Genomic DNA, 20,064 nt, shown 5'->3' on the forward strand with positions numbered 1-20,064 from the left:
GGTATCCTGATCCTTTCTTATTTAGATTTTAAAGCTCATCTGTCATCATTATAACACAGATCCCTTCATCCAGGAAAGTCGGAATTGTCAGATAATTCTGAATTATAGTTGTTCACAATACGTTCTATTTTGGTGTGCGCCAAATCACATTTTCCGGTATAGTTGCGACCTATACTTAGAATAATTAATGTGACATATATCACGAAAAGAGGTTATCACCATGTTAAATCCATCTACGATTGCCATTATTAAATCGACCGTTCCTGTCCTCGAAGTCCATGGGACAGCGATTACCGCGCGTTTCTATGAACTGCTATTTACCAATCATCCTGAGCTGCTAAATATTTTCAATCATGCGAATCAACGTCAAGGAAAACAATCTGGTGCGCTCGCCAACGCGGTCTATGCGGCTGCAGCCAACATTGATCGGCTTGAGCAGATCATTCCCGTCGTCAAGCAAATTGGGCATAAGCACCGTGCACTCGGCATCAAGCCTGAACACTACCCGATCGTAGGCGAACATCTCTTGATCGCCATCAAAGACGTGCTCGGCGATGCGGCAACGGATGAGATTATCGGTGCTTGGGCGGAAGCTTATGGCGTGATCGCCGATGCCTTCATTGGTGTCGAGGCCGAGATGTATGCACAGGCAGAGGGACAGCCCGGCGGCTGGGAAGGATTCCGCAAGTTCATCGTTACACGCAAAGAACAAGAGAGCAGCGTCATTTCGTCGTTCTACTTGAGACCTGCGGATGGTCAGGCCATCGCTTCCTTCTTACCGGGACAATACATTACTGTTCGTACGAATGTACCGGGGAGTGCGAACACGCATCTGCGCCATTATAGCCTATCGGATGCGCCGGGACAGGATTACTATCGAATTACGGTTAAACGAGAAGCTGACAGCGATTCACAGCCTGCTGGCATTGTCTCGAGCTACCTGCATAACCATGTTCACGTTGGGGATGCACTTGAAATCAGTGCCCCAGCCGGCGATTTCACACTCGATCCGACTGCGGGCAGCGAAGCACCTGTCGTACTCATCAGTGGCGGTGTTGGATTAACACCGATGGTAAGTATGTTGAATACCATCGTCGCGCAGCAGCCTGAGCGCCCTGTGACATACATCCATGCCGCGTTGAATAGCGAATTGCATGCGATGGAGGGCCATGTCGCAGAACTAACGGAGCAGCATGCGCCACTGACGTCTTATGTCATCTATGAATCACCGAGCACTGGCGATCACTACGACCATCAAGGCTTCATTGATCTCGAGTGGCTGAAGTCGGTACTCCCTGCAGCGACAGTGAACACCGGTGAATTCTACTTCTGCGGTCCAACACCATTCATGAAAGCCATCAATCTTGCATTGAAGCAGCTAGGTGTGAGCACGGATCGTATTCACTACGAGTTCTTCGGGCCAGCTGGCAGCTTAGAAGCATAGTATTCATTGAATGCAAAAGGAGGCCACTTGTCTATTCGGACAATGAGGCCTCCTTTTTTGCGTTGTATGTGTCAGTGTTCAACCCTGACTGCGAAGCAAGCGATTGATCGTCTCTCGGCGAACGCCAATGAGCTGTCCGATCTCCTCCTGCGTCAACAAGTCCGTCAACGTCTCGTTCTGTGCATAGCTGGACATCCATTCTTCCAACAGCTTCAATCGTTCTCCTGGCGAACCAATCGTCAGATGATCAATACGCTGCTGCATGAATCGCAATTTCTCCTGCAGCATTTTGGCGATGGATAAGGCTTTATCTGGGTTCTCTTCTAGCTCCTTATACCACGCCTCTGCCGGAATCAGCTCCACCTCACTAGTCGTAATTGCCGTTGCCGTACCATGGAAATCCTTCGGCGTAATTAACGAATGGTGCGGAACAATTTCTCCCGGATACAAGATGTTAAATAACACCAGATTCCCATTCGGATGAACCCTTGTTACTTTGAATATGCCACGCTTAATATGATACAAATATTCCCCTGAGTCACCTTGCCGGAACAAGATATCTCCTTTATGTACGATCATGCAGCTCTCTCCCGCCTTCATTATCATTCTCCCTATGATAACCAATGACAAGCCAACCAGCAAACAACTTCAACGCAGCTACCAAAAATTGTTGTTGTCATACGAATATTTGTTCGCTATTATGAATATAATAAGAACAGGTGTTCGAAACAAGAATTAAACATTCTAAGCATAGGAAGTGTTCGCGATGAAATCTGTCCCCCTCCAGACCGAGGTTGATTTCACACTCGTTAAGCAGTATATTCTCCTCCCGATCGTACTGGATGTATTGGAACGAGATATGCAGACCCTGGGAATGGCGCCGCTCAAGATGCCGACCATCTATGTTCGCAATTTGCAGCAAGTACAGCGCCAAGTGCATGATGATCTGGTCCGTATACGGAAGCAGCTCCGTGCCCACGGATTGAAGGTCTACGAAGAGAAACGCACCAAATCTGGCGTCGAAGTCCTCTATGTATGCCGGGGATACCACCATACGTTCTCCATGTTATGGAGCTTGATTAAAGCGGAGATTGAGCGTTATTTGAGCGAATACATGAATGTGGATTTGGATATGGAGATGTGATGGGGATCTTACAACGCTCAGGATAATTTCATCCTTGCCGGGAAAATATAATCATGATGAACATCACCAAACTAATGCATCGAGGTGTTGACACATGAAGAAATATATTGCCTTAACCGCATTATTGCTGGCGGCAGGATGTACTTCCCCGAACGGAAATATGTCGACTAAGCAAGTAGCACCGGGAACACGTATTGAGACGCATTCCCACACGAAAATCCCGAAGACGCTGAAGACACAAGCTTCATCCACAGCTACTCCTGGCGCTCGGAAACCGGTTAGAATCCAACAAGCACCGGGCGCACCGCTGCAATGGATTGTCGGAGGCCAAGCGCCATCGCAATATCCGGCTCAGCCAAATCCAGTACAGAATCCGACACAGAATCCAGCTCCAAGTCCTGCTCCAAGCCCAGTTCAGAATCCTAGCAAAAGTCCGAATAACCAAACACCATCATCTTCCCAACAGTTTGATCAAGAGATCCTAAACCTTGTGAATCAACAACGCGCCAACGCCGGATTAAATGCCCTAACGATGGATGCGAATTTGTCCAAGATGGCGCTCGTGAAAGCGCAAGACATGATCCAGAACAATTATTTCGATCACAATTCACCAACGTATGGATCCCCCTTCGATATGATGAAAAAGTTCGGGATCACGTATAATGCTGCTGGCGAAAATATTGCCAAAGGCCAGACGACACCAGATCAAGTTATGAACGACTGGATGAATAGCGAAGGCCATAGAGCGAATATTTTAAGCAGCAACTTCACCAAACTCGGGGTCGGATTTTACAACAATGCATGGGTCCAAGAATTTACCGGATGACAGAACATGCTGCCTGAGTAGGCAGCATGTTTTTTTATTTATTCAGTTTACCATCTTGCGTAAAGACAAGGACATGTTCTGAATGATTGGACTGCGCATCATCAAATAGAGTCACGTGCCACAACTTCTCATTGGAGAGATATTCAACTGCTTTTACGATAGGAATAGAACTGTTAAAGTGATTCAATGCTCTTGCAACGATATCTTCTGCCGTGATATCAGCGCCTTGCGGTGAATCTGCCTTTATCATTTCAATGCTCTTCACAGCAGCTTGACCTGGATATGAAGTTTCAATTTCGCCGTTAAATTCAACTGCAACTTTCGTTCCCAGTCCGTATTGTTTTTTCGTTCGCACCCAAATCGCTTCGCTCTGTGATGTATTGGCCGAGAAGGCTGTGACAAGCAGCTGATCTGGCTTATGTTTGACGACATATCCTATATATTGATGCACAACATCTGGGGATTCCTTGTCACTGCTCTTGCCTGGATGGACGCAACCCGATAAAAGAAGAAATAGCACGAACAATAATGCCGTAGACTTTCGTTTCATATCGTTCTCCCTGCCATCATCCAATCAACTGCACAACCTAGATCTGGTAGTTATACTTTACTAAATAATTTGCAATGACTTGTTTGTCTTCATGCCACCATAAAATTGGTACTTCTCCAACTTTATTAAATCCTAATTTATTAGCTAATTGATTAGATGCATCATTGCCAGAATCACAATCCCAATAAGGAATTAACTTACGTTGCCTACTTTTTATAATAAATTCCTGACACAGTGTAAAAGCTAGACCTTGATTCCTATAATCTGAAAGTGTAATGATGTCTGGTTCAATATATCCTCCACCCAAATAAAAGGTGTTACATGCACTTACAAAACCTGATTCATTCAGAAAACAGTAGCCAATTGCTCTTTCAAGATACATCTCCGCAGAATCCCAAAGCAAAGAATACGAATGATCCATTTCCTGTACATATTTATCATATAACTGTGTATTCATTCTTGTTAATTGAGACGCTCCAGACTGGACATGATGTTTATCAGGAACGATTGCCGTGTCACTTAAAATATAATGAGATCTTTTTAACTCAACCACATTATCATGTAATGGGGCTTTAATCGTCGAGATCCAAGAATCTGAAGAGAAATATAAATCATAAAAATGAGCGTGAGTATCGGGATTAGCTAAGAAATCAAGCAAGGATCGATTGAACGATAGATCTTGTTCGTCTCCAAATAGATAATACTTCCCGCCACGGCTAGCCACCAACCCAGCAGTTGGATGGTCCATATTATTAACAAAAATCCTTCCTAGTTGATTACGATCAATAACAGATTGAACAAATACAAAAATGAACTCATGTTCTTTATGAGCTATAAGAGGAGTTATCTTATCGTACTCATTCGTTTTTAGTTCTATCATTTTTATTATTCTTCTCCTCCAGCTATTTCGCCACTCAACACCTGTAATTCTAGGTTTAGGTTATTCAATTAATTCAATTTCAAAAAAATTTATAATTATCGAATAGATAATATATCCAAAAAATGTTGAAACATATAATATTATCGCCCATCGAATTATTTGTCTTATAGACCTTGGAAACTGATTGAGTTGTTTTGGGTTTTGGAATCCATTAACTGCATCATAATGCTTTATCACATCATTAAATCCTTGTCGATCGGAATCATCAGAAATATTACCAGGCTGAGTTGTATGAATGGTTTTATCTTCAAATGGGTTATATTTATATTCCATGTCATACCTCCAGAAAAATATTTGTTTTACGGTCTAGTCTGCCTGATTCTACTTCTCCGAAATTCCCTCTTGGCGACCGAGGGTCTCGTTAGAGACCCGATGCTTGAATGCAGTGTTTATCGGATGGGCACGCCTTCTTTGAAAAACTGATCTATCCCTTATTTATTTAAAATATAGTTCTCGAAATATTGTATTGGACCTGAGGTATTATCGGATAAGATACTTGTAAATACGGTAACTAATCGTCTTTCTTGATTAACAAATATATATTGCCCTCTCATGCCTCCCATACCCATAGCATAGTATGTCTTATCTTCTTCACAGTCTACATTCTTACTATTCATTATCCACCAATGATATCCATACAAGGATTCTGCAACAGAATTATTATTTGTTGATTTTTCAATCCATCCAGCAGGAATCAGTTGTTTCGAATTCCATTCTCCATTTTGTGAATACAACACCCCAAATTTCAACATATCTTCTATCTTCATTCTCAAACCAAATCCACCTATTGCAATCCCTTGAGCATCCTGAAACCAATTGAAATCGTGAATACCTAAAGGTAAAAATAAGTTCTTTTTTGCAAAATCCACTGTGTTCATTTTGGTTGCCTTCTGCAATATAGCGCTAAGTAAATGTGAATTACCACAACTATAATTCATTTGCTTTCCTGGTTCTGATTCAACAGGTTGTTCTAGAATGAATTTCACCCAATCCTTTGTTGGAATCATAGCTTCATTTCCAGACCATTTCAAACCCGAGGACATCGTTAATAGATGTCTAATTGTAATTCCGTTTTTTGTATCATCGATTTCGCTGAAATAATTTGAAATTGGAACGTCCTCATTCTCAATATACCCCTGTTGAATTGCAATTCCATACAATGCAGATAGAACACTCTTTGTAATTGAATTTACTTTGTGTTGTTTATCTTTCGTTTTTCGATTTCTAAAATATTCAAATAAAGTTGAGTTCTCTTCGTATACAACACAACTCTCAATTTTATCTTTCTTTATCGCTCTTTCGAGTTCATATAAGTTAATAAAGATGATATCCCCCTTTCTGCTTTATTTATTGTGGGCCATTCAGATAACGTTACCGCATTCCCGACGGCCATTCCCCTTAGATAGAGCTCTTATCTAAGAGGAATGGCTGTGTCTACCTGATTCTGCTTCTTGAAATCCATCGGGAAGATCAAGGGGCGTATGCCCCGCAGCAGGAATGTATTGTTATCGGAAGTACCCTCTTCATCGAAATATCATATCCGTGTCTTTGTTTCTTATTATCAATTCAATGCTTCCCTGAGTAGACCATTCGTCAAAATGTGTATGTCCTTCATCAGTATCACTTAGTTCCTTACAGACCAATTCTGCTAGTCGAAGCCCTAATGAATTTGTACTCATTGAAATCAACTGCCCGCTAGATCGAATTGAATAAATATTTTTAAACTTCCATGCCTCATGCATACGATCATTTTTTCTTTCCTGTGATGTCTTTAAGTCATAATTGCCTACAGTATTTGCTTTATATATTCTTTTTCTAATATCTGCAAAGTCACTAAAACTTAATGGATTGCTTGTACCATGAAAGAAAGCAAAATCAGATCCTTCTTCAGCATTTCTGAAAAGGTAAACGATCAAGCTCTTTTCTCTTTGGACTAAATTAAATAAGCCAGCAAGAGTAATCAAGGACTTACTGTCTCCATAGAGATTCATCTGTGTATCGGGATATATTGAGTTCTCTAATCCGATTTCTTCCTGGGATAGATAGATTATGCTTAGACTTTTTTGATTAATCGTTAGCTTTTTAACGAGGACTTCTATGCGTATCCCTCCATTAAAATGGTATTTAGGGGATTTCTTATTACGTTTCCGTGATCACGACGTCCCACCGACTTAAGAGAACGAACTTGAGTGGCCGCGATGCGGTTAGTCGGTGCAGATGTGTCCCGGATATCACTTCCTCGACTTACCTTCCGGGACCGATGGGGCTTGCCCCCCCCGATGCGTGAACACATTATTATCTGATGCAACATGACATCTTCGAATCAGCTTTCAGAGAGCACTTGGTTAACTATACCCTTAATTTTTTCCGTTACCTCAGAAGGAGAAATTGAACTTGTATTAATTAATGGCATACTAGGATTAAAAGCCGTTGCTGCATTATTCAATATCCAGTCGTTAAATTCTTTATGGTCATTTATGAGCTCGTCAGACCAACCTCTTGCTTGCAACCTTAATTCTCTCGTTCTATCATCACAATATAGACCAATAAAGTAAGGTTTAAAGTAATCTTTCAAGTCCACTTCATCGTACTCTCCAGGCATAAAAGTCCCACATAAAATTGTAGTTCGACCATTCAAGCTTATTTGTTTGGCAAAATGGATCCAAACATTTTTAATTAAAGTCCATTCATTTAATGGGCCATATATTGCGTCCAAATCCAGTGTTATGTATTCAGCACACTGTTTAAGAAGTTCGGGGATAATAGTAGTTTTTCCTGATCCACTTGCACCTGTAATTAAGAATATTGGTTTTCTCTCAGTCATTGATATTAGTCTCCAATCGGAATAATTAATGGTTTTAATAGTGATTCATATTGTTTCAGCTAACGTTTCCGTGTTCACGACGCCTCACCACCTAAAGACCTTTAGGTCCGGTCGCGATGCGATTAGGTGGTGCAGGTGTGTCCCGGCAATCGCTTCTTCATCGTTACTTCCGGGACCGAGGGGGCTTGTCCCTCGATACGTAAACACATTGTTATATGAAGGATCGGCCTTCTTTGGTATACCGACGCTTTCATTTACATCCCTTCTTTTCCTTCCAAGTTCAATACGTGACTTGCTTTTTGTATTCCTTCTGCTCTTGAGAACCCAATATTTCTGTACAACTTATCAGCAATTGGATTCTCAGTATATAAAGTTAATGTCCGAAAATACTTCTTTGCTTCCTCAATGATCATCCCTAAGAGTTTCTTTCCTACGCCACTACTTCTGTGCCTCGGTAAAACATATAAGTGTCTAACTCGACCTACATCAATAAGATCCAGATAAGGATCAATATTCAAACCACCTATCCCAATGACTTCCTCATCAATTATTGCTACAAATAAAGATTCTCCGAATCTATTAAATCTGTTACTTCTCCGTGTATTCATCATGTAATTTCTGAACCATTTTATATCCCTCAGATATGCTATCGTCTAACAACAAATTCAAATTGTACTGTTCGAGATAAGTAACTCTTTCAATAAGCATCGTAGTATTCACCCTCATTTGATACATGGTTTGCCGTTCTTTCATATAACGTTCTTGTGTTCCTGAGCCCGAAAGGCTTAAAGGAGGCAAACAGTGTTATACGACGGAACTTTGAGATACTCTCAAAAACTTACTTTTCTGTATTATCAAATCGAAAAATCAGTTTATGTCCGTCAAAAGTATCTCCATACAATTCAGCATAATTCTTTTTACTATAATTAGAAACGGTCTTCCGCCAAAATCTTTGCCCTATAATGTTTCTTTCAGATGGGTTGGTAAACAATTCCCATCTCCCTTTAAATTGTTCAAACACTTTAATAGCTGCCTGTTCTGCTATACCTTGACCTCTATAAGGGCGGAGTAAAAAGAATTCATTAACAAAATAATCAATTCCCTCTGCACAATGTGGGGGTGTAGCAATGAGAATAAACCCCGCTGGTTTATCTTCTACTAAAATTAAATAGGGGTATAAACAATCTGGTTTTTCCCACCAAATATTCTGAACTTCATATTGATCACTCAATTTTCTAAAGTCATCACTATCTTCGTAAATTCCATGAATATTTGGAAATCTGACATAATGTTCTGATAAATCGTATAAATAGAGAGGGTATAAGTTTTTTATTATATATGCTTCGTTTTTACTGGTTAGTTGCACCTTAATCTTCATAAATTAGCTCCTTTGAAAATAATCACTTCGTTCTGTCGTATAACGTCTTTTTTACGAACTTCGCATTACACACAATCTATGCTATATCAGCGAACCCCCTCCAGCATTACACATTTCACCATCGGTTCTGCTCCTACGCCATACCATCATAATCAACAAGCAGAACTGTTTCCTACCTGAATCTCACCTAACATATACCGAATAAACTCACTCAACTCCGGTAACTCCACTTCACTTCGATCGATTTTCCCGTTATATTCGTCAAGGCATTGCTGAACCAAAGCTTGATAAGGCTGAGGTAGTACTTGTAAGCCCCACGCTCCACCTTCGCGCTTCGATGCGATGATGCCTTCCCGGATAAAATAGAGCACCCTGCACAAATTCAATGTCACGTACATTGGCGTTAGATACGCTGGCGGATTATGGATGATATCTTCCGCTGCCTCTTCGACATCATGCAGGATGGACGCGAGGTATAGCTCCCGATCAATCGGCTCATACAACTCATGTAAAGGAGTACCGTACAATGCAATCCCTCGATGGTAGGCAACCATCAGCTGCGCAGCCATATCGTTATCTTCGTAACCTCCGCACAGATAGTTCTCATCTGTCAGATAGCGCTCCCGGTGGTAATCCGAGTAATGAAATTCGACAGGCGTCGGATAGACGAAGGATTTCAAGTGATCTTCCAATAGGATACTGAACTCGAATCCACGTGCATTCGGCAGCCCATCGTGCACCGATAGCGCCAATTGGGCGATTCGCTTGTTATTTTCCATTGTCAATTTCTCTCTGACTACCACAAGACAATCGACATCGCTTTGAGACGGATTGAAGCAGCCCATCGCCAGTGATCCATGCAAATAAATACCCGCTAGATTATCCTTCAACTCATCCAGAAACAACGCAACGATGTTGTCCAAATAGACTTGCATTTTCAGTTCGTCCAGCGATACACGCATAATCTGGTTATCTCGATATTCGCCATCGAACAATTCATGTGCAGTGAGCACTTTAACCTTTTTGAACCCGCATTTCTCATAGCTTCGAATGGCCCTTGTATTCCATGTCTGAGGATCGATATAAACGTCAGCAGCCCCCTGCTCCGTCAACAAATACCGAACAACCGATTTTAATGCCGTCGTCCCAATCCCCGAATCCCAATAGTCGGTCTCGCCGATGAATAGATCTACGCCGTATTGAGGCTGGTCTGATTTCGCTTCGTATAATTCTATTTCATCCTCTTGTAGCGGATAGAATTGCACATACCCAATCGCTGTATTGTCCCATTCCATGATCCAAGGCGTAACGTCATGCTCACCTCTCGCCCGCGAAGCGTATTTGGCAATAATCTGCTCCATCGTATACCGCTTACTGGGCCCTTCGATATAGTGCAGCAATTTCTCATCATTCAACCATTTGAACATGAACGCATAATCTTCCTCGTGATCCCGCATTCTCCGTATGGAAAGTTGCCCCTCTGCTATAAACATCGATTTCACCTCTTCTCGAAGACATTATTGATCGCCGAATACCCCTAAATCCTTCTTCAAATAATAATGCGTGTGCCTTCCCGCGTTCTCAATCACCCCATAGACTTCAAAGCCCTGCTTCTTGTAAAAGTCCAACGCCTGAAAGCTTAACGTATCCAGCTTCATAAATTCGCACCGTTTCTCTCTCGCCAGCTTCTCAGCCTCCGCGAGTAGCTTCTTCCCATACCCCGCTCCACGACAGGCAGCATCGACAAAAAGGTACTGGATCTCCATCCAGTTCCAGCAAATCTCGCCGATGATCCCGCCATAGATTTGACCTGCTTCATCCTTCAGGAACAGGTTCACCTCTTGGTACCTCCCCTTCAGATCGTCAGGAAAATGCATCATGTTAAATTCGTACATTTTGTCACATACGTATGCTTTATCATCCCTGTTCGACGCATTCGTAATCGTTAATTCCATCCGTCTCTTCCTCTCATGACTCTTCTATTCGCTTAACCCTTCTTCCGGATACATTCGCAGCACGAGATTTCTTGCTGTCAATGAGCTGTCCTCGCCCTCTTTGTTTTTGACTGGCGCGAACTCCTTCTCCCGCTCCACCCGCAGAACCGTCATCGCTTCCGCAAGCGGGAAAAAATCAAATATAAACCGTTCCAGCTTGTAACCATTCGGCGCATCAGGAACGATGATTTCTCTAGCAGCATTCATATGCGGGATTGCCTTGGATGCTACGTGAAATGGGATCTGTGTATCCGCATGCTGCGCGATAAAATCATAACGGAACATATGAATCGAGATATTCGCCAGCGCGTAAGCCAGATCCCCTCGATCATTACGCTCGTTCAATACATGTTCGGGAAATTCCGTATATTCTACAATGGCCGGGCGCTGATTCCACAAACAGACCATTCCGACCTTCTCATCAGGCCGCTCCTTGAATACCACCTTGGATGCAATCGGATGATGCTGGAGGTCCGCCATCCCAATAAATACTGGGTCTGCAACTTGTATAAGCGCATTATCCACGTTGTAATAGAAGAGCCACGTCAATCCTCTCTTCTCCATATCCTCTAGCGCACCAGAACGCTTGAATGAGGCAAAACATTCCCCATTCCCACTCGGGGCAAAATGAAGCTCTGAAGGCGACGCGAGCAACAGCTTGCCCTCATGGTCCATTGCAGGCATCGTATTCTGCTCCAAGAAGAAGCAATCTTCCGCGGGATAGCCGAAAAACTGATGCGATTCAAAGAATTGAACGGTGTCCTCATGATTCTCCGGACTTGTCATCAGGTACCATGGAATAATACGGCCAACCCGCAGCGATAGCTGCAGCAGCCGTTCAGCTTGAAGCTGGAACAATGATTTATGTGACGGCAAGCCGATATCGAACGTTCCTTTGGGTCCTGCATGTCCAAGCCTACTCCCTTGACCCCCCGCTACCACGATAACGCCAATTTTGCCGTCTCGAAGCAATTCTAAGCCGCGCTCCTCATACTGCTCATAAACTTCTTTGGATAACGTATCCACGTCAAAATAAGGGATAGGCGAGATATGCTTTCCCTGCCCCATACTCGACGTTGATCGATTTAGATAGGCTTGCGCAAGCTGATCAAAATCAACACGCAGCACTTGTGCTGCAAGCTTTTGCTTTTCTTCAACAGATAACTCCTTCATACATCGTACAACATGGTCTTGCTGATAGGCATGAAGAAGACTTTCGGCTTGATTCACGAGATTCTCCATCGCTTCACGCTCACTTGTCATTGTTCAAAACCCCCGTCATCCCACACGTGGACATGTAAGTGATTTGCCATTATCCTTCGTCGTAAGTCGCAATATATAGGGAACTGCAGCACGAGACCACGCCTCCGGTGTTGGAGAACCGGACATATATTGCGGCCCGCAAGCCGCTAGCATGGACGTCTGAATACCTCCGCCGGGATCTAAGGCGACAACGCCTATCGATTCAGGCAATTCCAAAGCCATCGACTGCGTCAGCCCTTCAATGGCAAATTTGGATGCACAATACGGCGCAAGCTCGGCTTCGCCTTCTCTCCCCCAGCCGGAGCTCATATTGACGATCATTCCCCGCTGCGCATCAATCATCGCAGGCACGAAGGATCGAATAACATTCACAGTACCGTTCACATTAATACGCATCACATCCGTGAATTCTTCGTCCGAAATCGACCAGATCGGTGCATTCCTGTTCACGATGGACGCATTATTGATCAGCAGATCTGGTGCACCGAACGCATTTAGCACTTGATCCGCCCATCGCGATACCGCTTGCGCATCCCCAACATCAACCGCTTCAAAATCATGATTCGCGAACTCCACTCGAAGTTCCTCTACTTTATTTATCGAACGCCCACAACCATGGACGGTCCACCCCAGCTCATCGAACCGATCGACCATAGCCCGACCTAATCCTTGCGTCACACCCGTAATAACGACTCTTTTGGCCGTATTCATAACTTCATCTCCTATTTCCTATTCCGATAACGGCGGGATCTCCATTTTCTGCACTTCCAGCAGACCTGGCACAAATCCCAGCTTCACATACACCGACTCCGCATCATTTCCCTGCATCACATATAACCGGAGCAGAGGATACGAGCCTTTCAGTTCCGATAGCGCCCGCTGGAGCATCAAGCTAGCAAGCCCGCGTCCCCGATACGCTGGAATGACACCGATCGAATACACAGCGGCATAATCCCCCTGCAACCCGATACGGCAATTCGCAACCAGTTCATTCGTCTGCTTGTCATAGACGAGCGTCGAGGCGTTCATCAACACTTCATTCGTATAATTCGGGTCTACGGACGGCGTATGATCTTCCTTCGCCAGTTGCCCTCTCCGTGTTGCATCAAGACCGTGAGCAAAGCTAGCGTACTCGCACGCAGTAATCTCTTGTTCATTTACATAGCGATAGGATCCATCACTTTTCTCTTCCCGCTGCAGCGTTTCGATCCGAAATTCTTCCCCCCACACCACGTCAAAATGTTCCGTCGGTCGCTGCATCCAGCGGCATCGGAACGCATCCGGCCAGAAGCCCGCGCAGGCGAACAGATCGACTTGATCCGGGAGCACTTCAAAAGCTTTTATCGGTTGACTTCGATCCGACCATGCAAGCAATAATTGCTTAAGCCCTTTCATTACTTGAGGTGCATCATTGAACGGCGGGATGAAGAACAAATAGTAAATCCGATTCGGACCCATTCGTACCCCGCCTACTCTGGCATCCCCTTTACAAATCCAATAGGCAGGGCTTCCCGAGGTAACATACGTCTCCTCTCTAAAAAAGCCATTATACGCCATGTTATAATATACGGAGCAAAAAATCCCCCATTCCTCAGGGTCCGCACTCTGAATGGAATAATCGCATGATAATGTATATATTTTGATATTTTCAGACACCATGGTATGTATTCCTCCCTCAATATCTCACCGTTCGAGCCATTCGAATGATGAAATTCTATGAAATCATGGTAAAATAGAACCGTTAGAACCAGAAAGGCGGAGAAAACGAATGGAAATGACATTTATTATCAAGCCCACTACATATACAGCCTTCGAGAACGAAATCGAACACATGGACAAATGCAAAGAATGGGGCCTTTTATCCGACAAAGCCGTGAAAACCAAGACCTTCTACTACAAAGGAAGCGGCATGAATCACCCTTGTGACATTATCGGTTACGTCGATGACTTGACTGCCGTCATTCAACTAGGCCCAGAGCAGCTGCACTGCATTCACCCCTCCTATCTAAAAGAGATGCAGGCTTCCACCTTCGGATCGAGAGTCACAGCAGCGACGGATAAATCCAATGAACCCGAACAAGAGACTGTCACCGATCAAGTTGAACCAGAACAGCAGTCGCAAGAACCGGTTGCACAGGTAGAGCCCGAAGCAGAAGCAGACGAAACACCTCAAGTCGAGGTAGCTGCAACCAAGACCAAGGCTAAAAAGGGTAAGGCACCTAAGCTAGAACTCCCGGAAGAGAAAGTAAAAATGACCGCTACCGTCCAAGAATTCACCACGGTGCCGAATAACTTCTCCGATACGGAAGATGAAGTCATCATTTATGAAGCGGTAGCCATTATCGATCCGCCACTCGAAGTCGGCGTTGCCTGGTCAAGTCATAGTGCAACACTGAAGAAATTCGAGCTGGAAGTTGGGGACACGATTACGTTTGATGCCAAAATCGTTGCCAAGAAGCTAACCAAACACCCTGTACCGTACAAAATCAACAATCCCGCGAAAATCCAGAAAACCACATCATAGAAATCAAGAGAGTATGCGCGTGCATGCTCTCTTTTTCTTTTGCCTAGAGATACTTCCATTCTAAACCTATTGAACACACGCTCATAAGGAAAAAATAAATATAATCAACTCTACACATCATACCGTTAGCAAAAAACGGCCCCTTCCCGTTCGCAACGAGAAGAAGCCGCACTATTCTTTCCTATATCCTATTACTCATCCATCACGCCATATGCCCGATTTTTCTATATGAATCGATCATTTTTTATACAAATTCAAGAAAGGCTAACTCTTCCGGCCAATATAGAGCAAATGCGATGAGATGCCCAGTATAGATGGATCAGCAGCGTATCGGTAGATGAGCGCCATCATCTGATTAAATTCCTCTTCCCCACGGCTGCGCCAATCGTTCCAGTTCTCCTCGGTGAACCGTCCGCCAATGCTGGACGACCCTATCAGCTCGATCGTCTCGAACCCGCTAGATTCCATGAACGGCTTAATCTCTTCCAAGGGATAGAAATATGCACCTGTGAAGCGCCCCTCATCTTGGTGGTTAAAAATCCCTGTCTCCATAAAAGACTTGATCGAGTCCATATGGTCGAGCGGCTTCCACATGTCTGGGTATAATAACGCCGTCTGCAGCTTGCGAATTCGTGTCATCAAGGCGATGAATACCACACCGCCCGGTTTGGTTACACGATATAACTCCTTCATCGCAGCCATTCGGTCTGCATCCGTCTGTAAATGATATAAAGGGCCGAGCATAAGCACTGCATCATAATATTCTGACGGGATATCCTCCAGATTTCTCGCATCACGTACATGGAATCCGTCGAATTGGTCATGAAGTTCGAATTCCCTCGCCTTTGCTTCAGCTTGCTCTACAACCCGCGGCGTCAAATCCGTTAATGTCACTTGATAGCCCTGTCGTGCGATTGCCATGGCATATTTGCCCGGGCCTGCTCCGTTATCCAATATTGTGCCGGTCTGTGGAAGATACTTCTGGATATAATGCCAATTCACCAAATATTCGAGGGGCTCACGATCCAATCTTCCCCACTCGTCAAAAGCCGAATAATACCGAATAATCTCATTCATCGCAAGTCCTCCTTATTTGGAAATTTTATCTATTATATCTTCGGCGCCGCCCCACGACAACCTAAATTTTACTAATTTCAAAAAATATAGCTCGAATCTGACATTCCAACTTCATTCTCCTTTCATGAGCGAAAACCCCGGTGTTAAGCCAAATATCTTCTTATAAATTTATGATTGACATCCTGCATCTGGAAATGATAATATCTTCTTCCTGTCACTTGACCAAGAATGGAGGGTTATGGAAGTGATCACATTAAACGGAATCAGTAAATCGTTCCTGGTGGCGAAGCGCCCATCAGGTATCAAGCATGCGGTTAAATCGCTATTCCACCGAGAATACACGAACGTGGAAGCGCTGCGTGACATCTCATTTTCTATTGCTCCCGGTGAAATTGTCGGTTATATCGGGCCTAACGGCGCCGGCAAATCGACCACCATCAAAATTATGAGCGGCATTCTCGTACCAGACAGTGGAACCTGCACAATTCATGGGTATACCCCATGGCTAGACCGCGTGCCGTATGTCAAGAACATTGGCGTCGTATTCGGACAACGCTCGCAGTTGTGGTGGGATGTCCCTGTCATGGATTCGTTCGAGCTGCTGCGCGATATCTACAATATTCCGCAGGCAGAATATCGCGACAATCTTACACTGCTCGTCGACACACTGGATCTTGGCAGCATCATTCACACCCCGGTGCGGCAGCTCAGTCTTGGACAACGTATGCGATGCGAGATTGCCGCTTCACTCCTGCACAGTCCGAGCATTTTGTTCCTCGACGAACCAACGATCGGCCTCGATGCCGTCTCGAAGATCGCCGTGCGTCATTTTATCAAGACCATCAATAAAGAAAAAGGCGTCACCGTCATTCTCACCACACATGATATGAATGATATCGAAGCCCTTGCAGATCGCATCCTGCTCATCGGCAAAGGAACGCTCCTCTATGACGGCAGTGTCCAAGGTCTTCGCGGTCAATTCGGGACACGAAGGACCATCACGGTAGAATATCGCGAAAATGCGAACCCCCTCGATATTCCCGGTGCATCGCTCCTCTCATGGACCCCTGATCGTGCAATCCTTAGTGTAGATACGGAACAAATTCTGATCTCAGACGCCATTACTCGTCTATCCTCACAAGTCGAACTGCTAGATGTCACCATCGATACCCAGCCAATTGAGGATATCATCGTACAGATGTACAAGGAGTATGAGCTATGATGAAGCCCTATCTCTCCGTATTCCGTTTACGAATTAGCAACGGTCTACAATACCGTGCAGCAGCTCTTGCTGGTGTCGGCACGCAATTTTTCTTCGGTTTTATATTCATCATGATCTTTCAAGCCTTCTATGCCCATGCCAGTGAAGCCCCGTCAATGACGCTCTCCCAAGTCATTACGTATACGTGGCTCAAACAAGCTTTTCTCGCATTAATTGTTCTATGGCTTCGAGATAACGAGTTATTCCAACTGATCACGAGCGGCAATATTGCCTATGAGCTATGCAGACCTAGTGAGATTTACGGACTCTGGTACGCCAAACTGCTGGCACAACGGTTATCCAGCGCCCTCTTACGGTGCTTCCCCATTCTCATTGTCGTGGGATTTTTACCCGAACCTTATCGACTTCAGTTACCTCCGGATTTTGTCTCTGGACTGCTGTTTCTCGCCACGCTCCTGATTGGATTGCTTATGATCGTCGCGCTCTCGATGCTCATCTATATTTCCGTATTCGTGACGATGTCTCCTGCCGGTTCGCTCTTGTTGTTCAGTATATTCGGGGAATTTTTCGCAGGGCTGATTATTCCTGTACCGCTAATGCCTGATTGGATGCAGAAAATTGTGTACATACTGCCTTTTCATTGGACCGCTGATTTTCCGTTCCGTGTATTCACAGGAAATATATCGAAGACTGAGGCCTTAACCGGAATCCTCGCACAGTGCCTCTGGTTAGCAGCCCTCATCCTATTCGGCAAATTCACCATGGACAGAGCGCTGAAGCGCGTTGTTGTGCAGGGAGGTTAATCGATATGAGACTTTTCTTCAAATATATGGGACTCGAGCTTAAATCACAGATGCAATACCGTACCTCGTTCTTGCTCCTGATGCTAGGACAGTGCTTGACTCCCTTCACCTCGTTCGCGGCGTTGTACTTCTTGTTCGAACGGTTCGGGCAAATTCAAGGGTGGAGCTTCTACGAGGTGACTCTATGCTTCGCAGTCACGTATGTGGCCTTCTCGGTTACGGAATGCTTCGCGCGGGGATTCGATACGTTCTCCAGTCTTGTCGTGAGCGGCAATTTCGACCGATTACTCGTCCGTCCGCGCAATACCGTCGTACAGGTTCTCGGAACGCGCTTCGAGTTCGCTCGTATCGGACGACTCGTACTCAGCATTGTTATGCTCATCTGGGCTGCGATACATATCGAGATCGATTGGACACTGCTCAAGATCCTGACCCTCGTATTGATGTGTGTTAGCGGGGTGTTCATTTTTACCGGGGTATTCATTCTCGCGGCATCGATCAGCTTCTGGACCGTGCAGGGCCTTGAGATCGCCAACATCTTCACCGACGGCGGTCGTGAAATGACGCAATATCCGCTGAGTATTTATCAGACATGGGTCAAGCGATTCTTCACCTTCATCATCCCTTTCGCCTGCTTCAATTACTTGCCGCTCACCTACATTGTCGGTCGTGAAGGCAGTGACAGTCCGTTCTATGCACTGATCCCGCTCGTAGGCATTCTGTTCCTGATCCCTTGCTTGCTTGTCTGGCGCATCGGGGTACGACATTACCGTTCGACGGGGTCATGAGGGGTTGAATTACTTCATCATGCCAAACACTCCCCTTAGCCAAAGCTATGGGGAGTGTTTTTGCTTATCAACTATTGCCCGCCGCCATTAATCAACAACACGGGCCGGAACGCTTCATTCGCATGCTCCTTAGACGCATAGTTCGCTCCGGTATCCTCATCGCCGCCGACAAGCCGGAAGCTGACGACGCCATCCGTCTGACCCTTCACGAACGCCGTGACGTCGAAGCTCACGTAAGCGCCAACTGTACTCAACGTTTCGGAGCCAAGTACCGTACCCGCTTCCGTCGACTGATTGCTTGCATTCAGCGTCAATTCATCCCATGTATCGCTGTTGATCCCCTGCACTTGGAGAACTTGCGACGTCGTATTGCTATGGAAATTGACGAGATATACCTTCAGAATGGCCGAATTTACCGTTCCCGTTAACGATGAGGTATCGAACTTCAAGTACGCTTCGCGATTCACGTCTTGATTCGTCGTTCTCTTCTTCACCGTCAAGGAGGTCTCCGTGCCGTAATTGTCATTGCTGTAGGCGCCGCCACGCGAATAGGTATCTTGGGTCACCGACAACGTGACAGGGATCTGCAGCTGCGGAACGCCTGGGTCTAAGCTAGTCGCCCCCGGTCCATAGACTTCGAACTCATAGAGGGAATACCCATACGCCGTCCCGCGCGCCGTGCCGTATACGCGAACATACTTGGCATTACGTGCTGAGAAGGTAATTTCCTGAACGCCAGCTTTGCCGGATGTCGTCGAATAGACGTCCGTCCAATTCGTTGGCGCTCCGCTGTCTGTCGAGACCTGAACTTTATAGGTCGAAGCATAAGCCGCTTCCCAATTCAACCGAACCTTCTTGATCGATTGCGCGGAGCCTAGATCGACATAGATCCACTGCGGATCAACACCCTCCAGACTCGCCCAACGCGTCGTTGCATTACCGTCGAACGCTTTGGAAGCTTCAAATCCAGCTCCCTCGACAGTGCTGGCTGTCCCCGCTTTACCCAGAGCCAAGTTCGTTCCATTCCCCGGCGTCCCAGCTTGCGTCGTGGCCGTCGCCGTATTGCTGTTCGGAGACACATTCCCTGCTGCATCCAACGCTTGCACCACATAACTATACGGTGTATTCGCATTTAATCCCGTGTCACTGTAAGTCGTCCCGGTCGATGTGCCTACTTGTGTACCGCCTCTTAGAATGCGGTATCCCGTAACGCCGACATTATCCGTGGAGGCAGACCATTTCAGGTTGATCTGGCTGCTCGATGTTGCCGTCGCACTCAGATTCGTC

The 20,064-nt window shown here is 45.2% G+C and carries 23 protein-coding genes; 7 read left to right on the forward strand and 16 right to left on the reverse strand.

Features of this window, described 5'->3' with window-relative positions; translation table 11 throughout:
• Positions 1–220 precede the first annotated feature (220 nt).
• Positions 221–1,444 carry an NO-inducible flavohemoprotein gene (gene hmpA / locus C558_RS0111810; RefSeq protein ID WP_018756483.1) on the forward strand — a complete coding sequence of 408 codons (1,224 nt, stop codon included), beginning with the start codon at positions 221–223 and terminating at the stop codon, positions 1,442–1,444.
• 78 nt (positions 1,445–1,522) lie between these two features.
• Here the strand turns inward: hmpA and C558_RS0111815 are convergent, their stop codons facing one another.
• Positions 1,523–2,023 (reverse strand): Crp/Fnr family transcriptional regulator, encoded by a 501-nt coding sequence (locus tag C558_RS0111815; protein ID WP_026263865.1) that lies wholly within the window; start codon positions 2,021–2,023, stop codon positions 1,523–1,525.
• A gap of 187 nt (positions 2,024–2,210) precedes the next feature.
• Here C558_RS0111815 and C558_RS0111820 point away from each other — a divergent pair, with 187 nt between their 5' ends.
• Both C558_RS0111820 and C558_RS0111825 read left to right on the forward strand, forming a co-directional pair.
• Entirely contained in the window at positions 2,211–2,588 is a 378-nt protein-coding gene (locus C558_RS0111820; RefSeq protein WP_018756485.1) for a YhjD family protein, read from the forward strand.
• A gap of 94 nt (positions 2,589–2,682) precedes the next feature.
• Positions 2,683–3,414: a CAP domain-containing protein gene (locus tag C558_RS0111825; protein ID WP_018756486.1), complete on the forward strand. Its 732-nt coding sequence runs from the start codon at positions 2,683–2,685 to the stop codon at positions 3,412–3,414.
• Positions 3,415–3,448: 34 nt separating this feature from the next.
• On the opposite strand, the gene C558_RS0111830 is transcribed toward C558_RS0111825, so the two are convergent.
• The 13 genes from C558_RS0111830 to C558_RS0111890 form a co-directional block, all read right to left on the reverse strand.
• Positions 3,449–3,964: a DUF3221 domain-containing protein gene (locus C558_RS0111830; RefSeq protein ID WP_018756487.1), complete on the reverse strand. Its 516-nt coding sequence runs from the start codon at positions 3,962–3,964 to the stop codon at positions 3,449–3,451.
• A gap of 37 nt (positions 3,965–4,001) precedes the next feature.
• On the reverse strand, positions 4,002–4,844 hold the full coding sequence (locus C558_RS32540) for a GNAT family N-acetyltransferase (RefSeq protein WP_018756488.1): 843 nt from the start codon (positions 4,842–4,844) through the stop codon (positions 4,002–4,004).
• Between the two features lie 60 nt (positions 4,845–4,904).
• Complete coding sequence (locus C558_RS30905) at positions 4,905–5,177, reverse strand: hypothetical protein (RefSeq protein WP_018756489.1); 273 nt, start codon at positions 5,175–5,177, stop codon at positions 4,905–4,907.
• Between the two features lie 158 nt (positions 5,178–5,335).
• The gene (locus tag C558_RS0111845) at positions 5,336–6,232 is read right to left on the reverse strand and encodes a serine hydrolase domain-containing protein (protein ID WP_342662332.1); all 897 of its coding nucleotides are present in this window, start codon (positions 6,230–6,232) and stop codon (positions 5,336–5,338) included.
• A 195-nt stretch (positions 6,233–6,427) separates the two neighbouring features.
• On the reverse strand, positions 6,428–6,868 hold the full coding sequence (locus C558_RS0111850) for a hypothetical protein (protein WP_018756491.1): 441 nt from the start codon (positions 6,866–6,868) through the stop codon (positions 6,428–6,430).
• A gap of 359 nt (positions 6,869–7,227) precedes the next feature.
• A complete protein-coding gene (locus C558_RS0111855; RefSeq protein WP_018756492.1) occupies positions 7,228–7,728 on the reverse strand; it encodes a DEAD/DEAH box helicase family protein in 501 nt (166 codons plus the stop codon).
• A gap of 254 nt (positions 7,729–7,982) precedes the next feature.
• On the reverse strand, positions 7,983–8,378 hold the full coding sequence (locus C558_RS30910; RefSeq protein WP_342662333.1) for a GNAT family N-acetyltransferase: 396 nt from the start codon (positions 8,376–8,378) through the stop codon (positions 7,983–7,985).
• A 188-nt stretch (positions 8,379–8,566) separates the two neighbouring features.
• Entirely contained in the window at positions 8,567–9,106 is a 540-nt protein-coding gene (locus tag C558_RS0111865) for a GNAT family N-acetyltransferase (protein ID WP_018756494.1), read from the reverse strand.
• A gap of 152 nt (positions 9,107–9,258) precedes the next feature.
• Positions 9,259–10,599: a GNAT family N-acetyltransferase gene (locus tag C558_RS33130; RefSeq protein ID WP_018756495.1), complete on the reverse strand. Its 1,341-nt coding sequence runs from the start codon at positions 10,597–10,599 to the stop codon at positions 9,259–9,261.
• Between the two features lie 24 nt (positions 10,600–10,623).
• Positions 10,624–11,061, reverse strand: coding sequence for a GNAT family N-acetyltransferase (locus C558_RS0111875; RefSeq protein WP_018756496.1), 438 nt, complete (start codon positions 11,059–11,061; stop codon positions 10,624–10,626).
• A 24-nt stretch (positions 11,062–11,085) separates the two neighbouring features.
• Positions 11,086–12,363 (reverse strand): UTP--glucose-1-phosphate uridylyltransferase, encoded by a 1,278-nt coding sequence (locus C558_RS0111880; protein WP_018756497.1) that lies wholly within the window; start codon positions 12,361–12,363, stop codon positions 11,086–11,088.
• A gap of 15 nt (positions 12,364–12,378) precedes the next feature.
• Complete coding sequence (locus C558_RS0111885) at positions 12,379–13,074, reverse strand: SDR family oxidoreductase (RefSeq protein WP_018756498.1); 696 nt, start codon at positions 13,072–13,074, stop codon at positions 12,379–12,381.
• 18 nt (positions 13,075–13,092) lie between these two features.
• Positions 13,093–14,022 carry a GNAT family N-acetyltransferase gene (locus C558_RS0111890; protein ID WP_018756499.1) on the reverse strand — a complete coding sequence of 310 codons (930 nt, stop codon included), beginning with the start codon at positions 14,020–14,022 and terminating at the stop codon, positions 13,093–13,095.
• Between the two features lie 109 nt (positions 14,023–14,131).
• Here C558_RS0111890 and C558_RS0111895 point away from each other — a divergent pair, with 109 nt between their 5' ends.
• A complete protein-coding gene (locus C558_RS0111895) occupies positions 14,132–14,887 on the forward strand; it encodes a hypothetical protein (RefSeq protein ID WP_018756500.1) in 756 nt (251 codons plus the stop codon).
• Positions 14,888–15,151: 264 nt separating this feature from the next.
• On the opposite strand, the gene C558_RS0111900 is transcribed toward C558_RS0111895, so the two are convergent.
• Complete coding sequence (locus tag C558_RS0111900; protein ID WP_018756501.1) at positions 15,152–15,964, reverse strand: class I SAM-dependent methyltransferase; 813 nt, start codon at positions 15,962–15,964, stop codon at positions 15,152–15,154.
• Positions 15,965–16,202: 238 nt separating this feature from the next.
• Between C558_RS0111900 and C558_RS0111905 the strand changes: the two genes are divergently transcribed.
• Genes C558_RS0111905 through C558_RS0111915 form a run of 3 tightly spaced genes read left to right on the forward strand, consistent with a single transcriptional unit; the run spans position 16,203 to position 18,777 of the window.
• The gene (locus C558_RS0111905; RefSeq protein ID WP_018756502.1) at positions 16,203–17,186 is read left to right on the forward strand and encodes an ATP-binding cassette domain-containing protein; all 984 of its coding nucleotides are present in this window, start codon (positions 16,203–16,205) and stop codon (positions 17,184–17,186) included.
• The gene (locus C558_RS0111910) at positions 17,183–17,989 is read left to right on the forward strand and encodes an ABC transporter permease (RefSeq protein WP_018756503.1); all 807 of its coding nucleotides are present in this window, start codon (positions 17,183–17,185) and stop codon (positions 17,987–17,989) included. Before C558_RS0111905 ends, C558_RS0111910 begins: the two co-directional genes overlap by 4 nt.
• Positions 17,990–17,994: 5 nt before the next feature.
• The gene (locus C558_RS0111915) at positions 17,995–18,777 is read left to right on the forward strand and encodes an ABC transporter permease (RefSeq protein WP_018756504.1); all 783 of its coding nucleotides are present in this window, start codon (positions 17,995–17,997) and stop codon (positions 18,775–18,777) included.
• Between the two features lie 71 nt (positions 18,778–18,848).
• On the opposite strand, the gene C558_RS34670 is transcribed toward C558_RS0111915, so the two are convergent.
• On the reverse strand, positions 18,849–20,057 hold the full coding sequence (locus C558_RS34670; RefSeq protein ID WP_425413934.1) for a CBM96 family carbohydrate-binding protein: 1,209 nt from the start codon (positions 20,055–20,057) through the stop codon (positions 18,849–18,851).
• Between the last annotated feature and the right edge of the window lie 7 nt (positions 20,058–20,064).

The sequence above is a fragment of the Paenibacillus terrigena DSM 21567 genome, from assembly GCF_000374845.1.
Classification (GTDB): Bacteria; Bacillota; Bacilli; order Paenibacillales; family Paenibacillaceae; genus Paenibacillus_K; species Paenibacillus_K terrigena.

What these genes read in the sequence shown, in the direction of transcription:
- C558_RS33130 (WP_018756495.1), bottom strand. Translation starts at nt 10,599, where the DNA reads ATGTTTATAGCAGAGGGGCAACTTTCCATACGGAGAATGCGGGATCAC.
- C558_RS0111875 (WP_018756496.1), bottom strand. Translation starts at nt 11,061, where the DNA reads ATGGAATTAACGATTACGAATGCGTCGAACAGGGATGATAAAGCATAC.
- C558_RS0111900 (WP_018756501.1), bottom strand. Translation starts at nt 15,964, where the DNA reads ATGAATGAGATTATTCGGTATTATTCGGCTTTTGACGAGTGGGGAAGA.
- C558_RS0111910 (WP_018756503.1), top strand. Translation starts at nt 17,183, where the DNA reads ATGATGAAGCCCTATCTCTCCGTATTCCGTTTACGAATTAGCAACGGT.
- hmpA (WP_018756483.1), top strand. Translation starts at nt 221, where the DNA reads ATGTTAAATCCATCTACGATTGCCATTATTAAATCGACCGTTCCTGTC.
- C558_RS0111820 (WP_018756485.1), top strand. Translation starts at nt 2,211, where the DNA reads ATGAAATCTGTCCCCCTCCAGACCGAGGTTGATTTCACACTCGTTAAG.
- C558_RS0111825 (WP_018756486.1), top strand. Translation starts at nt 2,683, where the DNA reads ATGAAGAAATATATTGCCTTAACCGCATTATTGCTGGCGGCAGGATGT.
- C558_RS0111880 (WP_018756497.1), bottom strand. Translation starts at nt 12,363, where the DNA reads ATGACAAGTGAGCGTGAAGCGATGGAGAATCTCGTGAATCAAGCCGAA.
- C558_RS30905 (WP_018756489.1), bottom strand. Translation starts at nt 5,177, where the DNA reads ATGGAATATAAATATAACCCATTTGAAGATAAAACCATTCATACAACT.
- C558_RS0111830 (WP_018756487.1), bottom strand. Translation starts at nt 3,964, where the DNA reads ATGAAACGAAAGTCTACGGCATTATTGTTCGTGCTATTTCTTCTTTTA.
- C558_RS0111890 (WP_018756499.1), bottom strand. Translation starts at nt 14,022, where the DNA reads ATGGTGTCTGAAAATATCAAAATATATACATTATCATGCGATTATTCC.
- C558_RS0111915 (WP_018756504.1), top strand. Translation starts at nt 17,995, where the DNA reads ATGAGACTTTTCTTCAAATATATGGGACTCGAGCTTAAATCACAGATG.
- C558_RS0111855 (WP_018756492.1), bottom strand. Translation starts at nt 7,728, where the DNA reads ATGACTGAGAGAAAACCAATATTCTTAATTACAGGTGCAAGTGGATCA.
- C558_RS0111895 (WP_018756500.1), top strand. Translation starts at nt 14,132, where the DNA reads ATGGAAATGACATTTATTATCAAGCCCACTACATATACAGCCTTCGAG.
- C558_RS0111865 (WP_018756494.1), bottom strand. Translation starts at nt 9,106, where the DNA reads ATGAAGATTAAGGTGCAACTAACCAGTAAAAACGAAGCATATATAATA.
- C558_RS0111885 (WP_018756498.1), bottom strand. Translation starts at nt 13,074, where the DNA reads ATGAATACGGCCAAAAGAGTCGTTATTACGGGTGTGACGCAAGGATTA.
- C558_RS32540 (WP_018756488.1), bottom strand. Translation starts at nt 4,844, where the DNA reads ATGATAGAACTAAAAACGAATGAGTACGATAAGATAACTCCTCTTATA.
- C558_RS0111905 (WP_018756502.1), top strand. Translation starts at nt 16,203, where the DNA reads ATGGAAGTGATCACATTAAACGGAATCAGTAAATCGTTCCTGGTGGCG.
- C558_RS0111815 (WP_026263865.1), bottom strand. Translation starts at nt 2,023, where the DNA reads ATGATCGTACATAAAGGAGATATCTTGTTCCGGCAAGGTGACTCAGGG.